Consider the following 18,420-nt stretch of genomic DNA (forward strand, 5'->3'; position numbering starts at 1 on the left):
CGGGCTTAACCGGGAGTTGAGTGATGGATCAAGCATCCGGAGGGCAGGACGACGGAACCGCCCGGCACCCGCCCTGTCCGCGGGCAACGCAAAAGCCGCCCTCTCCGAAGAGAAGACGGCTTCCGACCTACGAGAAATCGCTGGTCGGGACGACAGGATTTGAACCTGCGACCCCTTGACCCCCAGTCAAGTGCGCTACCAAGCTGCGCCACGTCCCGGTGCCCGTTCCGGCCGGGATGTCCCGGCTGACCGCGCACGAGAACAATACCGCATGTCAGAGGGTCGCTGCTGCCACTTTGCGGTGGAACGCCGCGGGCGGCGGGCCGGACCGGATGAGTACCCGTACTCATGCGCCGGTGTCACCGCACCGCCACGCTACGCGCATGACTACTCCATCGATTCAGCGGCCGACCACGACGGCCTTCTTCGTGCAGGCCGCGATCTCCTTCGGGCTGTCGCTGGCGGCGCTGGTGATCGGGATCCTCAAGCTGCCGGTGGGGCCCTGGGAGCGCGGGTTCCTCGCGCTGGGGCTGATCTTCGTGGTGTCCTCGGCGTTCACGCTGGCCAAGTGCGTGCGCGACCGGCAGGAGGTGGCCGAGGTGACGAACCGGGTGGACAAGGCCCGGATCGACAAGCTCCTCATCGAGCAGGACGTGTTCAAGCCGGGGCAGGTCTGATTCCACCCTCGCCGGACCCACGCCGGCCGCGGGGCGGCGGCGGTCCGGCGCTTGACCTCAAGCGCGCTTGAGGTTGCACGCTCGGTGGCATGACGCAGACGACGCACAAGAAGCCGCCGCAGACGACACCCGCGGCCGGCACGGATACGACGACGGGTGCGGGCTTCGCCCAACTGCCGGGCCTGATGAGCCTGATGACGGGGGATGAGAAGCACGGGCCGGCCGCGACCTCGACGCTGGACGCGCTGTGGGTGCTCTACGACCGGGTGCTGCGGGTCTCCCCCGAGCGCACCGCCGACCCCGGCGCGACCGCTTCCTCCTCTCCAAGGGCCACGGCCCGATGGCCTACTACGCGGTGCTGGCCGCCAAGGGCTTCTTCCCCGTCGACTGGCTGCCGGGCTTCGGCTCGTACGACTCACCGCTCGGCCACCACCCGGACCGGTTGCTGGTGCCGGGCGCCGAGATCGGCAGCGGATCGCTGGGGCACGGGCTGCCGCTGGCCGTCGGCACCGCGCTCGGGCTGCGGGCGCAGGGCCGGACCGACCCGGCCGTATGGGTGCTGATCGGGGACGCCGAGCTGGACGAGGGCAGCAACCACGAGGCACTGGCCTACGCGGGCGCCGCCGGGCTGGACCGGCTGCACACGCTGGTCATCGACAACTCCTCGGCCACGCACGGCTGGCGCGGCGGGATCGCCGCCCGGTTCGAGACCGCCGGCTGGTCCGTGGCCGCCGTGGACGGCCGCGACCACCGGGCCCTGTACGAGGCGTTCACCGCACCGCACCCGGGCCGCCCGCACGCCGTCGTCGCCCGGGTCGAGCCCAAGGGTGCCTGACCGCCCGGTCCCCTCCCCTTCCCCACCAGAGCTTCGAGAAAGGCTTTCCGTGATGGACACCATGCGTGAGCGCTTCGCCTCGGTCACCTCGCACCTGCTGGACGACGACCCCCGGCTGGCGGTGGTTCTCGCCGACATCGGCGTGGACGGTTTCGCCGGGGCGGCCGGGCGGCACCCGGACCGGGTGGTGAACGTCGGCATCCGGGAACAGCTGCTGATCGGCGTGGGCAGCGGGCTGGCGCTCACCGGGCTGCGGCCGATCATGCACACCTTCGCCAGTTTCCTCGTGGAGCGCCCCTTCGAGCAGGTGAAGCTGGACTTCGGGCACCAGGGGGTGGGCGGGGTGCTGGTGAGCGCCGGCGGCTCGTACGACTGGCCGAGCGGGGGCTACACCCACATGTCGCCCGGTGACATCGCGCTGCTCGACACGCTCGACGGCTGGACCGTGCACGTCCCGGGGCACCCGGACGAGGCCGAGACGCTGCTGCGGCAGGCCGCCGCGGCCGGCGACGACAAGGTGTACGTGCGGCTGTCGGTGCAGGTCAACCAGGCGCCGCGGGCGGTGGACGGGCTCCGGTTGCAGCGGCTGCGGGAGGGCCGCCGGGGCGTGGTCGTGGCGGTCGGCCCGATGCTGGACAACGTGCTCGCCGCGACCGAGGGCCTGGACGTCGGCGTGCTCTACGCGACGACCGTGCGGCCCTTCGACGGCGCGGCGCTGCGTGCCGCGACCGGGGCCGCGGACGCCGCGGACGTGGTGATCGTGGAGCCGTATCTGGCGGGGACGTCGACCCGGTTCGCCAACGACGCGCTGGCCGACCGGCCGCACCGGGTGCTGGGGCTCGGCGTCGGCCGCCGGGAACTGCGCCGGTACGGACAGCTCGACGAGCACCTGGCGGCGCACGGTCTGGACGCGCGAGGGCTGCGGGAGCGGATCGCGGGGTTCCTGCCGTCCGGCTCCTGACCGGTTCAGATGTGTTTGTCGAGCCAGGCCAGCAGGTCGTGCTGGACCTCGTCGCGGTTGGTCTCGTTGAGGATCTCGTGCCGGGCGTCCGGGTAGGCCTTCCAGGTCAGGTCGCGAATGCCGAGATAGCGGAAGTCCTCCAGGAGTTCGTGCACCAGGGTCATGCCCGCGTGGCAGGGGTCCTGGTCGCCGACGGCGAGGTGGACGGGCAGCCCGCGGGGGATCCGGGCCAGGTGCGCCGGGTCGTTGATCTTGCGGATGGCGCGCACCCAGTCGCGCGCGAGGCCGGCGCAGAACGGGAATCCGCAGTCCTCGTCGGCGACGTAGGCGTCCACCTCGGCCGGGTCGCGGGAGAGCCATTCGTAGCCGGTGCGGTGCGGGAAGGCGTCGTTGAACGAGCGGAAGGTACGGGGGATGAAGGACGAGAGCGCGGTCCGGCCGTGCCGGGCGATCTCCTCGTCGAGTTCGGCGGTGGCGGCCTCGATGTCCAGGCCGGGGAGGGTGCGGAAGGTGCCGCTGAGGACGAGGCCGGCGAGGTCGGCGCCGTACTCCTGGGCGTAGTCGCGGGCCAGCATCGAGCCCAGGCTGTGGCCGAGCAGGACCAGCGGGATGCCAGGGTGGGCGGCGGCCGCGTGGTCGCCGAGGGCCTTGAGGTCGGCGACGATCGCGCGCCAGGAGTCCTCGCCGACCACGCCGCGGCCGCCGGTGGAGGCGGCGGTGGCGCCGTGGCCGCGGTGGTCGGAGGCGAGGACGCCGTAGCCATGGCCGGTCAGGAAACGGGCGAAGCGGTCATAGCGCCGGCCGTGTTCCGCGGCGCCGTGCGCGATCTGGACCAGGGCCCGGGGCCGGCCGGACTCCGGCATCCAGGTGTAGGTGGCGATGCGGGCGCCGTCCGGGGCCTGGTGGAAGTCCTGCTGCATGGCGTCGTCTCCTGACTGCCGGGGCGGGCTGACGAGTCGTCGGCGTCCACTCTCGCGTCCGGGCGCCCGAGCGCCAAGGGGGCGCGCGTAGCGGGGTTGGCCGGGCGGGTGCGGACCGTGACACGATCAGCCGGTTCATTCCTGGCGCCTGTGCCGCAACTCCCGTTCACAGGAGGATCGTTGGACACCACGGACGGATTCGGGAACACCCCCGACGCGCCCATCCCCGCGCCCCTTCGGGCCGCACCGCTCTCCCGCCGCAGGTTCCTGCAGGGCACGGCCTCGGCCGCGGCCGCGGCGGGCCTGGCCGGGGTCACCGTCGGCGGCCCGGCCGCCGCGGCCGCCGCGGCCCAGGACGCCGGCGCGTCCGGCGGCGCGCTCTCCTTCACGGCCGCCACCAACGGCGCGGCCACCCTCGCCCCGGCCGGCGACCGGCTCGTCGCCGAGGTGCAGAACGTCCTGTGGTCGCTGCCCCGGACCGGTGGCGAGGCGGTGGCGCTGACCCCGCCCGATCTGGAGCCGACCCGTCCGGTGCACTCCCCCGACGGCCGCCGGATCGCGGTCTGCGCCTACCGGGGCGGCAACTTCCACCTGTGGACGCTGGCCACCGACGGCTCGGACCTGCGACAGCTCACCGACGGGCCCTGGGACGACCGCGGCCCCGCCTGGTCCCCGGACGGGACCCGGATCGCGTTCGCCTCGGAGCGCGGCGGGGACCCGGTGACCGGCAGCCCGTACCGGTTATGGGTGCTGGAGCTGCGGACCGGGCGGCTGACCCGGGTGACCGGGCTGCCCGGCCAGGACGGGCCGCATCAGGACGGCGCCTGGGAGGACTTCGACCCCTGCTGGTCGCCGGACGGCACGCGGCTCTTCTTCGTACGGGGCACGGTGTCCGGCACCGCGCTGGTCTCGCGCACGGTGGCCTCGGTGGCGGCCGACGGCAGCGGCGCGGTGCGCACCGAACACACCGAGACGGCGGCCGCCCAGGTGCTGGTGCCGGCGCTGTCCCCCGCGGGCCGGCTGGCGTACCTGCGGACCACCGACTACCCGGGGCCGACCTGTGCGCTGGTGGTCGACGGCCGGGCGGTCGCGGTGGACGGGGACGTGGAGCCGGTGCCGCCGCGCTGGATATCCCGGGACGAGCTGCTGCTGACGGCCGGCGGGCAGTTCCGGATCGTCCGGCCGGACGATCCGGGGCACGCCGAGACCGTGCCGTTCACCGCGCGGCTGCCGCTGGACCGCCCCGGCTACCGCGTCAAGGACTACGGCTTCGAGCGGACCACCGCCGGACCGCTGCGCGGGGTGCATCTCCCGGCGCTCTCCCCCGACGGCCGCACGGTGGCCTTCGCCGCCCTCAACTCCCTGTGGCTTGCGCCCACTTCGGGCGGCGGCGCACCGCGGCGGATCGTCCGGTCCGGTGCCACCCGGTACGTGTCCGCGCCGAGCTGGTCGCGCGACGGCCGGGCACTGCTCTACGCGGACGACCGGGACGGGCTGTTCGCGGTGCGCCGGCGTGAGGTCGCCACCGGCGAGGAGACCGTGCTGGCCACCGGCGGCCGGGTGCAGCCGGCGCTGTCCCCGGACGGCGGGCGGCTGGCCGCGCTCGACATGTCAGGAAATCTCGTGGTACGGACGCTGGCCGACGGCACGGAGACCGTGCTGGCCGCGCCGATGGGCGCCGGCGGGCTGCCCGGCCGTCCCAGCTGGTCGCCGGACGGCCGCTACCTGGCGTACTGCGACCGCAACCGCCTCAACCGCCGCTTCCGCGAGGGCTACAACGTCATCCGGGTCCTCGACACCGGGACCGGCCGGGGCCGGGTGTTCGCGGTCGCCGCACACGTCTCGATCGCCGACCGCTACGACTCCGGGCCGGCGTGGTCGCCCGACGGCCGCTGGATGGCGGTGATCGCCGAGTCCGCGCTCTGGGTGCTGCCGGTGCGGCCCGATGGCACGCCGGACGGTCCGCCGCGGCAGCTGACCGACGAGAGCGCCGACCATCCGTCCTGGTCCGGGGACTCCGGCACACTCCTCTACCTCTCGGCGGGACGGCTGCGGCTGATCCCGGTGTCCGGCGGCCCGGCCCGGACTGTTCCGCTGTCCCTCTCCGCCGCGCCGGCGCGCGCCCGGGACACCGTCGTACACGCGGGGACGTTCTGGGACGGCACCGGCGAGACGGTGCGGGAGGACGTCGACGTGGTGGTGCGGGACGGGCGGATCACGGAGGTGCGCCCGCACCGCACCGCCCGGTCCGGTGCCGCGCGGCGGGTGGACGCCTCGGAGCGGACGGTGCTGCCGGGCCTGTGGGACGCGCACACCCACCCCTGGCAGATCACGTACGGCGGCCGGCAGACCGCGCTGCAGCTGGCGTACGGGATCACCACCGCGGTCTCCTGCGGCGGCTTCTCGTACGAACAGGCCCGGATCCGCGAGGCGGTGGCGGCCGGGGTGCTGGCCGGGCCGCGGCTGCTGACCTGCGGGGAACTGCTGGACGGCGGCCGGGTCGCGTACAGCATGGGGCGGGCGCACCGCACCCGGGAGGGACTGCGGCGCTCGCTGGAGCGCGGCGCGGCCCTGGACTGGGATTTCGTCAAGACCTATGTGCGCGCGCCGGGTTGGGTGATGGCGGAGGCGGCACGCTTCGCGCACCGGCGGCTCGGAGTGCGGGCCGGCAGCCATCTGCTCAGCCCGGGCGTCCAGCTCGGGCAGGACCTGACGACCCATCTGCAGGCCACCCAGCGCATGGAGTTCGGACATGCGGTGTCCGGCTCCGGGCACGCCTACCAGGACGTCGAGGAGGTGTACACCGGCAGCGACTTCCATCTGATCGCGACCCCGTTCTCGTCGGCGGCGCTGCTCGGCGAGGACCCGGCGCTGGCGGACGACGTACGGGTGACCCGGCTGATGCCGCCCTGGGACACCGCGGTGGTACGGGAGAACGCCGGTCACCGCCCGACGCCGGCCCAGCTGTCCGACATCGCGACCGAGACCGGGGTCTACCGGCGGGTGCTGGACGGCGGCGGGCTGGTCGCGCTGGGCACCGACCAGCCGCTGGTCCCGGTCGGACTGGGACTGCATCTGTCGCTGCGCGCGCTGCACCGCGGCGGCCTCGGTGCAGCCCGGACGCTGCGCACCGCGACCGCGCTGCCCGCCCGGGTGTTCGGCGCGGAGCGGGACCTCGGGACGCTGGAGGTCGGCAAGCTCGGTGACATGACGGTGGTGGACGGCAATCCGTTCGAGGACTTCGACACGCTGGTGCGGACCTCGGCGGTGCTGCGCGGCGGACGGGTGGTCACCCAGCGGGAGTTGACCGAAGCCTTCCCCGCGCCGGCCGGCCGGGCGCTGCGGTCGGCCGGGACGGACTGGCTGGAGGTGGGCCGGCAGCAGCGCCGGGAGTCCTGCTGCGATCCGGCGCACTGACCCGTCGACGGCCGCCGCACAGCGGGGTGGTGTGGGGTGGCGTGGTTTCCCGGGGCCTCGGGAAGGCACGCCACCCCCTTCGCCGTCCGGGGGTGGTGCGCCGGCGCTCCGCACTCCAACTCTTCCGGTAATACCGGTCAGTTGATGTTTTGGGGGGTCCGGAGTAGGTATGCCAACGGGTATTGCACGCGGTAAGCGACGGATCACGTTCCGGAACGACCACTGCAGACGGTGCCGCCGGCGCCGTCCCGAGGCGGGGTGCGATCAGCACGGGGAGATCGCGGAGGAGGGCTTGTCTTGCATCGCCATTTCACGGACCAGCGGCACGAAGCACTCCGGCTCCGGGTACGGGACTTCGCCGAGAGGGAGGTCCGGCCCCGGATTGCGGAGATGGAGGCGAGCCGTACCGTCTGCCACGACCTTTCGCGGCTGATCGCCCGGCAGGGGTGGATCGGCGTGACCGTACACCGGGCGTACGGCGGGATGGGCGCCGGGCACGTCGCCAAGACCCTCATCATCGAGGAGCTCTCGCGGGTCAGTGCGGCGATGGGCGCCATGGCGCAGGCGTCCCAGCTGGGCGTCGCCAAGATCGTCCACTTCGGCAACGAGGAGCAGAAGAAGACCTGGCTGCCGGCCATCGCCTCGGGCGACTGCCTGCCGACCATCGCCGTGACCGAACCGGACTCCGGCGGTCATGTGCTGGGCATGACGTCCACGGCGGTCCGGGACGGCGACGACTACGTCCTCAACGGCCGCAAGATCTACGTCGGCAACAGCCACGTCGGCGATCTGCACGGCGTCGTGGTCCGTACCGGCGAGGGCTCCAGGGGACTGTCCGCGTTCCTCGTCGAGTCCGACCGCCCGGGGTTCCGGCTCGGGCCGCAGCAGCCCGCGATGGGGCTGCACGGCTTCAGCTTCGGCGAGCTGTTCTTCGACAACTGCCGGGTCCCGGCGGCGAATCTGCTGGGCCGGGAGGGCGACGGGCTGCCCGTGGCGTACTCCTCCAGCGTGCTGTACGGGCGCCCCAACCTCACCGCCGTCTCACTGGGCATCCACCAGGCGGTGCTGGACGAGACCACGGAGTTCTGTGCGCAGCGGCAGCGTTACGGCAAACCGCTGGCCGATCTCGCCAACATCAAGCTCAAGCTCGGCCGCATCCAGTCGCGGCTGCTGCTGGCCCGGCTCGCCGCGTACCACGCCGTGCACCTGCTGGACCAGGGACTGCCGTGCGACGCGGAGCTGATGAACGCCAAGCTGGTGAACGTGGAGTCGGCGCTGGAGTCGGCGCGGGACGCGATGGACATCCACGCCGCGTGCGGGCTGTTCACCGACCGGCCGATCGAGCGCTTCCTGCGGGACGCCCACCACATCTTCGCGCCGGCCGGTACCACCGACATCCAGTTGCTGCGCCTGGGCGAACTGGCCCTGGGCCGGGCGAAGGGCGAATGGTCCAGCCGGCTCGCCGAGCAGCTACGGCTGGCGCCTTCGGAGTGGCCGGACGAAGAGGAGGCTGCCGAAGCCTTCGGCTGCGGTGAGGGCGCGCCGCCCACCGTGCCGGGCCAGCGCACCGGCTCGTCCCGCCAGCGCTCCTGGTTCGCCCGGCTGCGCTGAGCGCGGGTCGCCGAGGCCGGATCGCCGACGCACGGCCGCCGGGCGCGGGGCCCGGACACGGCGCCGCGGCCACCGGCAGGTCGCCGGGGCCGCGGCACGGGAAAATCCGGAATAGATCAGGGTACGGATCGGGGAAAGATCAGGAAAGGGATAAGGGAACGGTCAGGGCTGCTGCTGTATCAGGAGCCGTCAGGGGCTTTCCTGCTGCCGCTGTTCCATCCGGTGGATCTGCTCGACGAGTTCGGCGGCCATCGACTTGATGGTCTCCAATCCCTCCCGCCCCCAGGGACGCGGTTCCAGGTCCACCACACACACGGTGCCCAACGCCATCCCCGTACGGTCGATCAACGGCGCGCCGAGGTAGGAGCGGATGCCGATCTCGTCGACCACGGGGTTGCCGGCGAACCGCGGGTAATCGCAGACGTCCTCCAGGACCAGGGCCTTGCGGCGGACGATGACGTGCGGGCAGTAGCCGTGGTCACGGTCCATCACCCGGCCCGGCTGGGCGCTGGCCGGCGCCGGCCCCAGCTCGACGGCCTGGTCCTGGGCGGGGGTGTAGAGGCCGGCGAAGTACTGCCGGTGCTCGTCGATGAAATTGACCATCGAATACGGCGCCCGGGTGGTGCGGGCGAGCTTGCGCGCGAACTCGTCGAAGGCGGGCAGCGGGGAGGTGCCGATCCCCAGGGCGCGCAGCCGGGCCACGCGCGCCGGGGCCTCGTCGTCCTGCGGGGTCAGCAGCAGATGGCGGGTCGGGTCGTAGGAGACGTACGGGACACGGGAGGCGGGGTGGTTCATGGCAGCTCCGGGGTCGCGGCGAGGACGGGGGTGAGCAGATGCTCGACGAGCGAAACCAGGACATGGGTGGCCGAGCTGCACTGTCGGGCGTCGCAGAGCACGACGGGGGTCTGGGGGGAGAGGTCTATGGCGGCGCGGACCTCGTCCGGCTCGTAGTGGAAGGAGCCGTCGAACTCGTTGACCGCGACGATGAACTGGATGCCCCGCCGTTCGAAGAAGTCGACGGCGGCGAAGCACTGGTCCAGACGCCGGGTGTCGGCGAGGATCACCGCGCCGAGCGCACCGTTGGACAGCTCGTCCCACATGAACCAGAACCGCTGCTGGCCCGGCGTCCCGAAGAGGTACAGCACGTGTTCGGGGCTGAGCGTGATCCGCCCGAAGTCCATGGCGACGGTGGTGGTGTTCTTGTCCTCGACGCCCGCCAGATCGTCGGTGTCGACGCTGATCTGGGTGAGCAGCTCTTCCGTGCTGAGCGGCTCGATCTCGCTCACCGCCCCGACGAAGGTCGTCTTGCCGACCCCGAAGCCGCCCGCGACCAGGATCTTGAGCGCGGTCGGGAAGAGGTCGGGCGCGTCGTCCCCCTGGGCGCGGGGGTCACAGTCGTTTGCGAAGTCCATTCAGCACCGCCTCCAGCAGGGCTCGGTCGGTACGGGACGCGGGCCCGGCCGAAACGGCCGCGGGGGCCCGCGCGGTGAGCGCCCCGCAGTCGACGAGGTCGGCGAGGAGCACCTTGGTGACCACGGCGGGCAACCGTATGTGGGCGGCGATCTCGGCGACCGAGACCGGCCCGCAGCACAGCCCGAGCACCTGGGCGTAGTCGGGGCCCTGGCACGCGACGGGTTTCCGGCCGGTGGCCATCACCATGGTCAGCAGGTCGAAGTGCGCCGTGGGACGGGTCCGGCCGTTGCTGACGGTGTACGGGCGGACCAGCCGGCCCGCCGCGTCGTCGTACCACGGGTCCCCGCCCTGCCGCTGCCGGCGACGCACGGTCATGGTCAACGACCGCCCGCGGACGCCTGGTGGCGCGCGGGGGTGGACAGGTACGGCCGGACGCTCTTGACCAGCATCGACATCTCGTAGCCCAGCACCGCCACATCGGCCTCGCGCCCGGCGAGCACCGCCAGGCAGGCGCCCGATCCGGCGGTGGAGACGAACAGGAAGCTGGATTCCAGCTCGACGACGACCTGCAGGACGTTGTCGCCGTCGCCGAAGCGCACCCCGGCGCTGCGGGCGAGGGAGTAGAGGCCGGAGGCCAGGGCGGCCATGTGGTCGGCGCTGTCCGGTTCGAAGCCGTGGGCGGCCTTGACCAGGCCGTCCGAGGACAGCAGGAGCGCGCTGCGGGCGTGCGGCACGCGCTGTACCAGCCCGGTCAGCAGCCAGGACAGATCGGTCTGCTGGCCTGCCTGCCGCTGCAAATGCGCCTGCGTACGCACATCACTCACCATGGTTGTGGTCGTCTCCTCGGGGGCGCGCCATCGGGGCGTCGTGGTCACGGTCGTGGTGTTGCAGGTCGTTGCCGCCCGGGGTGCCGATGCCGTCACGCAGATCCGGGGCGGTGCCGTTGATCTCGGCGTAACTGTCGTCGGCGAGGCTGAAGCCGCGACGGAAGGCGGCCATCAGACCGGGGTCGTGCTCGGGTTCGGGGCCGTCGCGGTGGGCGGACGGCAGGATCGGGTCGCCGCGCAGCTCGGGCACGAGATGGGTCTGCTTGCGCCGGCGGGGCAGCCGGGGGCGGGCGCTGTTGTCCACGGGGGCCGGTGCGGGCGGGAGGACCACCGGGCCGGGGGCGGCGGGCCGTTCGGCGGGGCCGGCCTCGACGGAGGGGGTGACGGTGTGCCGTTCGGCGGCGGTCGCCTCGGGGCGGGGGAGGTCGGGGGTGGGGCCGTCGGCGGCGCGCACCAGCCGGCGGCGGGCGGCGGGCGAGTCCGGGTCGGGCGTGGGGGCGGGGATGGTCACGGTCCGGGGGCCGTCGTCGACGGGGTTCGGGCGGGCGTGGGGTTCGTGGCGCTCGTACCGGTCGTATCCGCGGTCCCGGCCGCCGTCCGCCGCGACCTCCGCGTCGTCGTCGGGGTGGTAGCTGTCGTAGATGTCGTAGTTCCCGTGGTCGCGGGCGGGGTCACTGTCCGGCGAGACGGCGGCGCGCGGGCCGGCGGCGCCGTCCGCTTCCTCGGCGGATTCCGCGCCGAGCAGGGCCTGCGGGACGATCAGCACGGCCTGGACGCCGCCGTAGATGTTGCTCTGCAGCCGGACGACGATGCCGTGCCGCCGGGCCAGCGAGGAGACGACGAAGAGCCCGATCCGGCCGTCGCTCAGCAACTCGGCCACGTCGATGTGGTCGGGGTCGGCGAGCAGGGCGTTCATCCGGTTCTGCTCGTCCGCGGACATGCCGAGGCCCCGGTCCTCGACCTCGACCGCGAGGCCGGCGGTGACGAGCTGGGCGCGCAGCAGGACGGGGGTCTGCGGGGCGGAGTAGATGGTGGCGTTCTCGACGAGTTCGGCGAGCAGGTGGATGACGTCGGCGACGGCGTGGCCGCGCAGGGTGCCCTCGATCGCCGGCACGAGCTTGATCCGGGGGTACTGCTCGACCTCGGCGATCGAGGAGCGGAGCACCTCGGTCATGGAGACCGGGCGGCTCCACTGGCGGCGGGAGATGGCTCCGCCGAGGACGGCGAGGTTCTCGGCGTGCCGGCGGATGCGGGTGGCGAGGTGGTCGACGTGGAAGAGGCCCTTGAGCAGGTCGGGGTCCTCGACCTGGTTCTCCAGTTCGTCGAGCAGCTCGATCTCGCGGTGTACGAGGGACTGCAGCCGGCGGGCGAGGTTGACGAAGACCTCGACCTTCTGCTCGCTGCCGCTGGCGTTGCTGCGGGCGATGGCGACCGCGTCGATGACGGCGGACTCGGCGGCCCGGCCTGCGGCGGCGACTTCGTGGGCGAGCAGGTCGAGGGTGTCGCCGGTGGGCTCGGGGCCGCTGTCGGGTTCGCGGCGCGGGAGCCACTCGCCCTGGCGGACCCGGTCCAGCAGGTCGTAGAGGTCGGACTGGCTGCGGGCGCAGACCTGGCGCAGCCGGGCGTAGCGGGCGACGGCGGCGCGGGCCTCGGAGTTGGCGGCGGCGCCCGCGGTGAGCACGATGACGCAGACCACGACGAGGCCGCCGGAGAGGACCACCCATTCGCGTCCGGTCAGCCGCGCTCCGCCGGCCTGCACGACGAAGGCGGCGACGGCGGTACAGATGACGGCGACGAGGAGGCAGGGTACGGCGGCGAGCCGGACCAGGCGGGACCGTATCGCCGAGTCGGCGGCCGACTCCGGGAAGGAGGCCCGGCCGTGCCGTCCGCCCTCACGCTCGCGGCGCCGGGCGGCGACGGGTGCCGTAGCGGCCACGGGTACGGGGGCGGGCCCTGAGGAGCCCTGGGTCCCTGGGGATCTTGGAGCCTCCTGGGACGTCTGGGTCCCCTGGGGGAATGCAGTAGGCATCGGCGCCCTCCGGATCGGCCGTTGGCAGTCGCGGAGCACGCACGCTAGTTGTTGCGGGGGTGGGGTTCGGACCTACTTCGAGGTTTCGCTACCCCGCGCCACCTCCTTGAGTGGAGGTCGCACGCACGCCAGTGCGAGCCAATCCGAACTCCCGTCCAGAAAACCGGAGTTGACCCCTCTCTGGTGCCCCCGCCGAGGCTCACGACCAGCGCGCACCGACCTTCCGCGCGCCGGTGGCCGCCCCGGCGTGTCGCCACACGGAGACCCTGCTCCTCAGCCTGCCCCGTTGCACGGGACGCCAGTTGCCGGGAGGCCGGCGAGTCGGTTTCTCACCCTCGTGGGTGACAGGGGGTGGCAAGGGAGGGGTTGGAGGTGGGCGCACCTAATACTGCAACCGCATGTGGTGTGACCGTGTGGGCTGGGGCTCGTTGGTGTGACTGTGTGAGAAGTCGCTGACGGTTGAGCAGATCGAGTCGTGGTCCGAGGGGATAGCGGATTTGCATGCCCGCATCGGGCATCGTTTCGGCAGGTCAGAGCCACGAGACCGGGCCTTGGACTACCTGCGGGGCCTCCTGGCCCCTTTGGAGAGGAAGAACGGCTGGACGCTGGCCGAGCAGGTCGGCCAGCTCCGCCCGGACGGCGTCCAGCGGCTGCTGAACCATTCGGACTGGGACGAGAACGCCGTCCGTGACGATGTCCGCGACTTCGTCGTGGAAACCATCGGGACCAAGGACGGGATCCTCATCGGCGACGACACCGGCTTTGTGAAGAAGGGCACCAAGTCTGCCGGGGTCCAGCGGCAGTACTCCGGCACCGCCGGACGCAGGGAGAACTGCCAGGTCGGCACGTTCTTGGCCTATGCCTCCACCCGGGGGCGGGCGTTGATCGACCGCGAGCTGTATCTGCCCGCCTCCTGGACGGACGACCGCGCCCGGTGCCGGGCGGCCAAGATCGGCGACGAGGTGCCCTTCGCCACCAAGATCGAGCATCTGAAGTGGATGCTGCAACGCGCCCTGGACGCGGCCGTGCCCTTCGCCTGGGTCACCACCGACGAGGCCTACGGACAAGTCCGCCATTTTCGGTCCTGGCTGGAAGAACGCAAGGTGGCCTATGTGGTGGCCACCAAGGTCAACGACACGGTGACCGGTCTCGACGGCTGGCAGTACCCGGTCGACGAGCTGATCGCCACCCGTCCCCAGCAGGCATGGAAAACGCTCTCGGCGGGAGCCGGCGCCCACGGCCAGCGGATCTATCACTGGGCCCGCGCCGCCCTTGGGGCCCACGCGGAGAACGGGTTCGGGCACTGGGTGCTGGCCCGCCGCAACATCAGCAACCCTGCCGACATCGCCTACTACGTCTGCTTCGGACCGGCCTCCTCGCGTCTGAAAGACCTGGTCAAGGTGGCTGGGGCCAGGTGGGCGGTGGAGGAGTGCTTCCAGAGCGCCAAGGGCGAGTGCGGCCTGGATCACTACCAGGTGCGGCACTACCGGGCCTGGTACCGGCACATCACCCTGGCCATGGCGGCCCTGGCCTACCTGACGGCCGTCCGCGCAACACAAGCCGCAAAAGGGGCAGCGGATGCGACGAACACGACCTCGTGCCCCTCAGCGTCCCCGAAATCCGTCGCCTGATCGGGCACCTCGCCCGCACACCCCACTGTCACACCAACGAACACCGTCTGCGCTGGTCACACTTCCGCAGACACAGCCAAGCCCGAGCCCGCCACAGCCACTACCAACACCGCGGCCACACACCCCACATGCGGTTGCAGTACTAAGGGGCAGCCGAACAGATCCCGTAGGGGACACAGGCGCCCCCTGCGGGGCCACAACGTGGGGGTGGGGGACGGTATTCCCCGCCGCGTCGTTGGCGCATGACATGCCGCCAGATCGAAAAGGACGCATGACTTCCGTTCGTCCGGGTAGGCGGCCGCTGCGGCACCCGAGCGTGTCGGGCCGCAGGAAGGCGTGATGACCACCGTCGTGAATGACACCGCGACCGAGCAGCACACCGAACTGAGCGCTGATCTGCCGGAGGTGCCGTGCCCGAGCGCGGTGGCTCCCCGTGACGCGCGCGAATTCTCCAAACTGTTCTTCGCGCGTCTCCAGGAATACGAAGAGGGCACGCACGAGTACCAATACGTGCGCAACACGCTCATCGAGATGAACATGTCGATGGTGCGCTATGTGGCCCGCCGTTACCGCAGCCGTGGTGACGACATGGAAGACATCATCCAGGTCGGCACCATCGGTCTGATCAAGGCGATCGACCGTTTCGACCTCGCTCGTGGGGTCGAATTCTCCACCTTCGCCGTCCCCTACATCCTCGGCGAGATCAAGCGCTTCTTCCGCGACACCGGTTGGGCGGTGCACGTCCCCCGTCGCCTCCAGGAGCTGCGCAGCGAACTGGCCAAGGCCAAGGAGCAACTGCACAACGCGCTCGACCGGGAGCCCACCGTCCGCGAACTCGCCGGACATCTGAAGCTGTCGGAGGAGGAGGTCATCGAGGGTCTGGTGGCCGCCAACGGCTACACCGCCGGCTCGCTCGACACCCCCACCGATCCCGATCCCGCCGACCAGCGCCGCCCGCTGGCCGATGTCCTCGGGGAGGAGGACCCGGGCCTGGAGACGGTCGAGGACCTGCACACCCTGGCACCTCTGCTGCGGACGCTCGACGACCGTGAACGCCGGCTGATCGAGATGCGATTCGGGCAGGAAATGACCCAGTCGGAGATCGGCGCGGAACTCGGCGTCTCCCAGATGCACGTCTCGCGACTGCTGTCCCGCATTCTTTCCCGGCTGCGCACCGGCATGCTCACCGATCGCTGACTCCGGCGGCGGTTCCGTCCGCCACACCGCCCACCTCTCGCAGTCCTCACACTTCTCACGCCCCCGCCATGGGTACCGGCGGTGGAGGTGGGTACGCGGTGGAGCGCCGGCCCGCTGCGGACCACGCGCACCGGGTCGCCGATCAGAAATGGCCACCACTGAGGAGGAGTGGACATGAGCACGGTGAAGGAGACGGTAGACGTCGAGGTCCCGGTCCGCACCGTCTACAACCAGTGGACGCAGTTCGAGGAGTTCCCGCAATTCATGGAGGGCGTCGAGGAGATCAGGCAACTCGACGACCGGCGCAACCACTGGACCACCAAGATCGGTGGCATCCGGCGGGAATTCGACACCGAGATCATCGATCAGCTGCCGGACGAGCGGATCGCCTGGCGGACCACCGGCGGCGACACCCGGCAGAGGGGGTGGTCAGCTTTCAGCGCCTGGACGACAGCCACACCCGGGTGCAGCTGGTGATGGAGGTCGAGCCGACCGGGGCCGCGGAGAAGACCGCGGACATGGCGGGGCTGATCGACCGTCGCACCAAGGGCGACCTGCGGCGCTTCAAGACCTACATCGAGCAGCGGGAGAGGGAGACCGGCGCCTGGCGCGGCCGTATCCGGCCGGGCGGCTCGGGCCCCGTCGCCTGACGCGGTACCGACTGACGCGGCGCGAGCTGACGCGACGCGAACCTGGCACCGCACGAACCCGACACCGTACGAACTGAAGCGACACGAACTGACGCGACACGAAACGAACATCTCCCGGAGGGGCGGCAGCGGCCGCCCCTCCGGCGTTTCGGCGTCCCCGGCCGGGCTCCGGCCCCTCCGCCGCTCCGGCGTTCCGCCACCCCGCCGCGCTCCGAAAAGTGCCCGGATATCGGGCATCGCCTGCTGTTTTCCGACAAACACTGCTCCGCCGCGGGACATCCGTTGACGTCAGGGCGTCGACGGTGTGATGGTACGGCCGCCATGCAGGGCATGGACATGCCCATCCCCCACTGGGCAACCCGCCGCCCGACCGGGCACGGCGCACTCCCATGCCTCCGGCCAACCCCTCACCAACCCCCTCAAGGAGCCCTGGTGTTACGAAGATTCACGGTGACCGGCGCGTCCCTCGCCGTCACCCTCGCCGCCGCGCTGCTCACCACAGCCCCCGCATCCGCCACACCCGCCACGGCAGCACACGTCACGGCAACGCCCGCCACCGCCGCCTCCGTCGTCCCCGCCCCTCACGCCCCCGCCGCCGACGACGCCCCCGACGTCGACGTCACCAAGGTCCAGGCGCATCTGACCGATCTCAACGCCATCGCGAACCGCAACGGCGGCACCCGTAAGTCCAGCGGTCAGGGGTACCGGGACTCCGTCGCCTACGTCAAAGGCCGTCTGCAGGCGGCCGGTTACACGGTCACCGAGCAGCCCTGCACCTCCGGCTGCGCCAGTGGGGCCGGGCCCAACCTGATCGCCGAGTGGCCCCAGGGGGACACCTCGTCGGTGTACATGTTCGGCTCGCACCTCGACAGCGTGGGGGCCGGGCCCGGCATCAACGACAACGGCTCCGGCTCGGCGGCCCTCCTGGAGACCGCCCTGACCCTCGCGGAGCACCACCCCGCGATGGCCGCGCGGGCCCGGTTCGCCTGGTGGACGGACGAGGAGCAGGGCCTCAACGGCTCGGATTTCTACGTCGGTTCACTCTCCTCCGCCGAGCGGTCCCGGATCAAGGCGTACTACAACTTCGACATGATCGCCTCGCCCAACGGCGGCTACTTCATCAACCACCTCACCTCCGCCGCCGCCCAGCCGATGAAGGCGTACTGGGACGCGCTCGGTCTCCAGCCGGAGGAGAACACCGAGGGCGCCGGCCGGTCCGACGACTACTCCTTCGAGCAGGCCGGCATCCCGACCTCCGGGTACGCGATGGGCGCGAGCGCCCGGAAGACCTCGGCGCAGGCGGCGAAGTGGGGCGGCACCGCCAACCGCGCCTACGACTCCTGCTACCACCAGTCCTGTGACACCACCGCCAACATCAACGTCACCGGACTCGACCGCAGTGTCGACGGCATCGCGTCCACGCTCTGGAAGCTCGCCGTGGCCCGCTCCACCCCGGCGAACGACTTCTCGCTGACCGCCACGCCCGCTTCCGGCAGCGTCACCCCGGGTGAGTCCCTCACCTCGACGATCGCCACCCAGACCACCAGCGGCTCCGCCCAGACGGTGGCGCTGTCGGCATCGGGTGCTCCGACGGGCGTGACCGTCTCGTTCAGCCCCGGCTCGGTGACCAGCGGCGCGAGCGCCACGATGACCGTCGCCATCGCGGCGTCCACCGCCCCCGGCACGTATCCCCTCACGGTCACCGGCACCGGCTCCGGGCCCGGGGCGGTCACCCACACCACGTCCTTCTCGCTGACGGTCAAGGGCGCCGGCGGATGCACCGCCGGGCAGCTGCTCGCCAACGGCGGCTTCGAGAACGGGACGTCGCCCTGGACCGGCGACACCGGCACGATCGGCGCCCATGCGGGGCAGTCCGCCCACGGCGGCAGCCGGTTCGCCTGGCTCGGCGGCTACGGCTCCACCGCCACCGACACCCTCAGCCAGTCGCTGACCGTGCCCGCCGGATGCGCCAAGGCGACGCTGGCGTACTGGCTGCACATCGACACCGCGGAGTCCGGCGGCACCGCCTATGACACCTTCCGGGTCAAGGTCGGCAACACCACCCTGACCACCTTGTCCAACACCGACGCGGCCCCCGGCTACGCCCAGCACACCCTGGACCTCAGTCCCTACGTCGGTCAGCGGATCACGCTCACCTTCACCGCCACCGAGGACAGCAGTCTGCAGACCAGTTTCGTCCTCGACGACACGTCCCTCCAGGTCTCCTGAAGGCCTCCATGTCCCGCGAAGGA

Annotated in this window: 13 protein-coding genes, 1 tRNA gene and 2 pseudogenes; 9 read left to right on the plus strand and 7 right to left on the minus strand. The window is 71.8% G+C overall.

The window, feature by feature from the left end:
* Positions 1 to 141: 141 nt before the first annotated feature.
* Positions 142 to 218: transfer RNA gene (locus OJ254_RS27205), tRNA-Pro, on the minus strand.
* A 165-nt stretch (positions 219 to 383) separates the two neighbouring features.
* Between OJ254_RS27205 and OJ254_RS27210 the strand changes: the two genes are divergently transcribed.
* The 3 genes and pseudogenes from OJ254_RS27210 to OJ254_RS27220 all read left to right on the plus strand — a co-directional run bounded on the left by OJ254_RS27210 (position 384) and on the right by OJ254_RS27220 (position 2,473).
* Entirely contained in the window at positions 384 to 677 is a 294-nt protein-coding gene (locus tag OJ254_RS27210; protein ID WP_030415232.1) for a YiaA/YiaB family inner membrane protein, read from the plus strand.
* A 185-nt stretch (positions 678 to 862) separates the two neighbouring features.
* Positions 863 to 1,512, plus strand: a pseudogene (locus tag OJ254_RS27215) (transketolase).
* Between the two features lie 52 nt (positions 1,513 to 1,564).
* A complete protein-coding gene (locus OJ254_RS27220) occupies positions 1,565 to 2,473 on the plus strand; it encodes a transketolase family protein (protein WP_265364488.1) in 909 nt (302 codons plus the stop codon).
* A gap of 5 nt (positions 2,474 to 2,478) precedes the next feature.
* Here OJ254_RS27220 and OJ254_RS27225 read toward each other — a convergent pair whose 3' ends face one another.
* Positions 2,479 to 3,393, minus strand: coding sequence for an alpha/beta fold hydrolase (locus OJ254_RS27225; RefSeq protein WP_265364489.1), 915 nt, complete (start codon positions 3,391 to 3,393; stop codon positions 2,479 to 2,481).
* A gap of 180 nt (positions 3,394 to 3,573) precedes the next feature.
* Here OJ254_RS27225 and OJ254_RS27230 point away from each other — a divergent pair, with 180 nt between their 5' ends.
* Both OJ254_RS27230 and OJ254_RS27235 read left to right on the plus strand, forming a co-directional pair.
* A complete protein-coding gene (locus tag OJ254_RS27230) occupies positions 3,574 to 6,810 on the plus strand; it encodes an amidohydrolase family protein (RefSeq protein WP_423835970.1) in 3,237 nt (1,078 codons plus the stop codon).
* Positions 6,811 to 7,107: 297 nt separating this feature from the next.
* The gene (locus OJ254_RS27235) at positions 7,108 to 8,421 is read left to right on the plus strand and encodes an acyl-CoA dehydrogenase family protein (protein WP_265364490.1); all 1,314 of its coding nucleotides are present in this window, start codon (positions 7,108 to 7,110) and stop codon (positions 8,419 to 8,421) included.
* Positions 8,422 to 8,610: 189 nt separating this feature from the next.
* Here OJ254_RS27235 and OJ254_RS27240 read toward each other — a convergent pair whose 3' ends face one another.
* The 5 genes from OJ254_RS27240 to OJ254_RS27260 are packed head-to-tail and all read right to left on the minus strand — an operon-like array spanning position 8,611 to position 12,690.
* On the minus strand, positions 8,611 to 9,216 hold the full coding sequence (locus OJ254_RS27240) for a GAF domain-containing protein (RefSeq protein ID WP_265364491.1): 606 nt from the start codon (positions 9,214 to 9,216) through the stop codon (positions 8,611 to 8,613).
* On the minus strand, positions 9,213 to 9,833 hold the full coding sequence (locus OJ254_RS27245) for a GTP-binding protein (RefSeq protein WP_265364492.1): 621 nt from the start codon (positions 9,831 to 9,833) through the stop codon (positions 9,213 to 9,215). The genes OJ254_RS27240 and OJ254_RS27245 overlap by 4 nt, the downstream gene beginning before the upstream one ends.
* Complete coding sequence (locus tag OJ254_RS27250) at positions 9,811 to 10,209, minus strand: DUF742 domain-containing protein (protein ID WP_261954700.1); 399 nt, start codon at positions 10,207 to 10,209, stop codon at positions 9,811 to 9,813. Before OJ254_RS27250 ends, OJ254_RS27245 begins: the two co-directional genes overlap by 23 nt.
* Before the next feature lie 2 nt (positions 10,210 to 10,211).
* A complete protein-coding gene (locus OJ254_RS27255; protein ID WP_265364493.1) occupies positions 10,212 to 10,661 on the minus strand; it encodes a roadblock/LC7 domain-containing protein in 450 nt (149 codons plus the stop codon).
* Entirely contained in the window at positions 10,651 to 12,690 is a 2,040-nt protein-coding gene (locus tag OJ254_RS27260) for a sensor histidine kinase (protein WP_423835971.1), read from the minus strand. Before OJ254_RS27260 ends, OJ254_RS27255 begins: the two co-directional genes overlap by 11 nt.
* Positions 12,691 to 13,157: 467 nt before the next feature.
* Here OJ254_RS27260 and OJ254_RS27265 point away from each other — a divergent pair, with 467 nt between their 5' ends.
* The 4 genes and pseudogenes from OJ254_RS27265 to OJ254_RS27280 all read left to right on the plus strand — a co-directional run bounded on the left by OJ254_RS27265 (position 13,158) and on the right by OJ254_RS27280 (position 18,397).
* Complete coding sequence (locus tag OJ254_RS27265; RefSeq protein WP_265365330.1) at positions 13,158 to 14,321, plus strand: IS701 family transposase; 1,164 nt, start codon at positions 13,158 to 13,160, stop codon at positions 14,319 to 14,321.
* Between the two features lie 339 nt (positions 14,322 to 14,660).
* Entirely contained in the window at positions 14,661 to 15,518 is an 858-nt protein-coding gene (locus OJ254_RS27270; protein ID WP_265364495.1) for an RNA polymerase sigma factor SigF, read from the plus strand.
* 174 nt (positions 15,519 to 15,692) lie between these two features.
* A pseudogene (locus OJ254_RS27275) lies at positions 15,693 to 16,168 on the plus strand (SRPBCC family protein).
* 432 nt (positions 16,169 to 16,600) lie between these two features.
* Positions 16,601 to 18,397 carry a M28 family peptidase gene (locus OJ254_RS27280; RefSeq protein ID WP_265364496.1) on the plus strand — a complete coding sequence of 599 codons (1,797 nt, stop codon included), beginning with the start codon at positions 16,601 to 16,603 and terminating at the stop codon, positions 18,395 to 18,397.
* The last annotated feature ends 23 nt before the right edge of the window (positions 18,398 to 18,420 follow it).

It is taken from the genome of Streptomyces endophytica (assembly GCF_026153355.1).
Lineage (GTDB): Bacteria > Actinomycetota > Actinomycetes > Streptomycetales > Streptomycetaceae > Streptomyces > Streptomyces endophytica.

Bases quoted from the DNA above. Each gene is read 5' to 3' on its own strand.
- OJ254_RS27260 (WP_423835971.1), bottom strand. From the start codon at position 12,690: ATGCCTACTGCATTCCCCCAGGGGACCCAGACGTCCCAGGAGGCTCCA.
- OJ254_RS27245 (WP_265364492.1), bottom strand. From the start codon at position 9,833: ATGGACTTCGCAAACGACTGTGACCCCCGCGCCCAGGGGGACGACGCG.
- OJ254_RS27255 (WP_265364493.1), bottom strand. From the start codon at position 10,661: ATGGTGAGTGATGTGCGTACGCAGGCGCATTTGCAGCGGCAGGCAGGC.
- OJ254_RS27270 (WP_265364495.1), top strand. From the start codon at position 14,661: ATGACCACCGTCGTGAATGACACCGCGACCGAGCAGCACACCGAACTG.
- OJ254_RS27240 (WP_265364491.1), bottom strand. From the start codon at position 9,216: ATGAACCACCCCGCCTCCCGTGTCCCGTACGTCTCCTACGACCCGACC.
- OJ254_RS27220 (WP_265364488.1), top strand. From the start codon at position 1,565: ATGGACACCATGCGTGAGCGCTTCGCCTCGGTCACCTCGCACCTGCTG.
- OJ254_RS27210 (WP_030415232.1), top strand. From the start codon at position 384: ATGACTACTCCATCGATTCAGCGGCCGACCACGACGGCCTTCTTCGTG.
- OJ254_RS27225 (WP_265364489.1), bottom strand. From the start codon at position 3,393: ATGCAGCAGGACTTCCACCAGGCCCCGGACGGCGCCCGCATCGCCACC.
- OJ254_RS27250 (WP_261954700.1), bottom strand. From the start codon at position 10,209: ATGACCGTGCGTCGCCGGCAGCGGCAGGGCGGGGACCCGTGGTACGAC.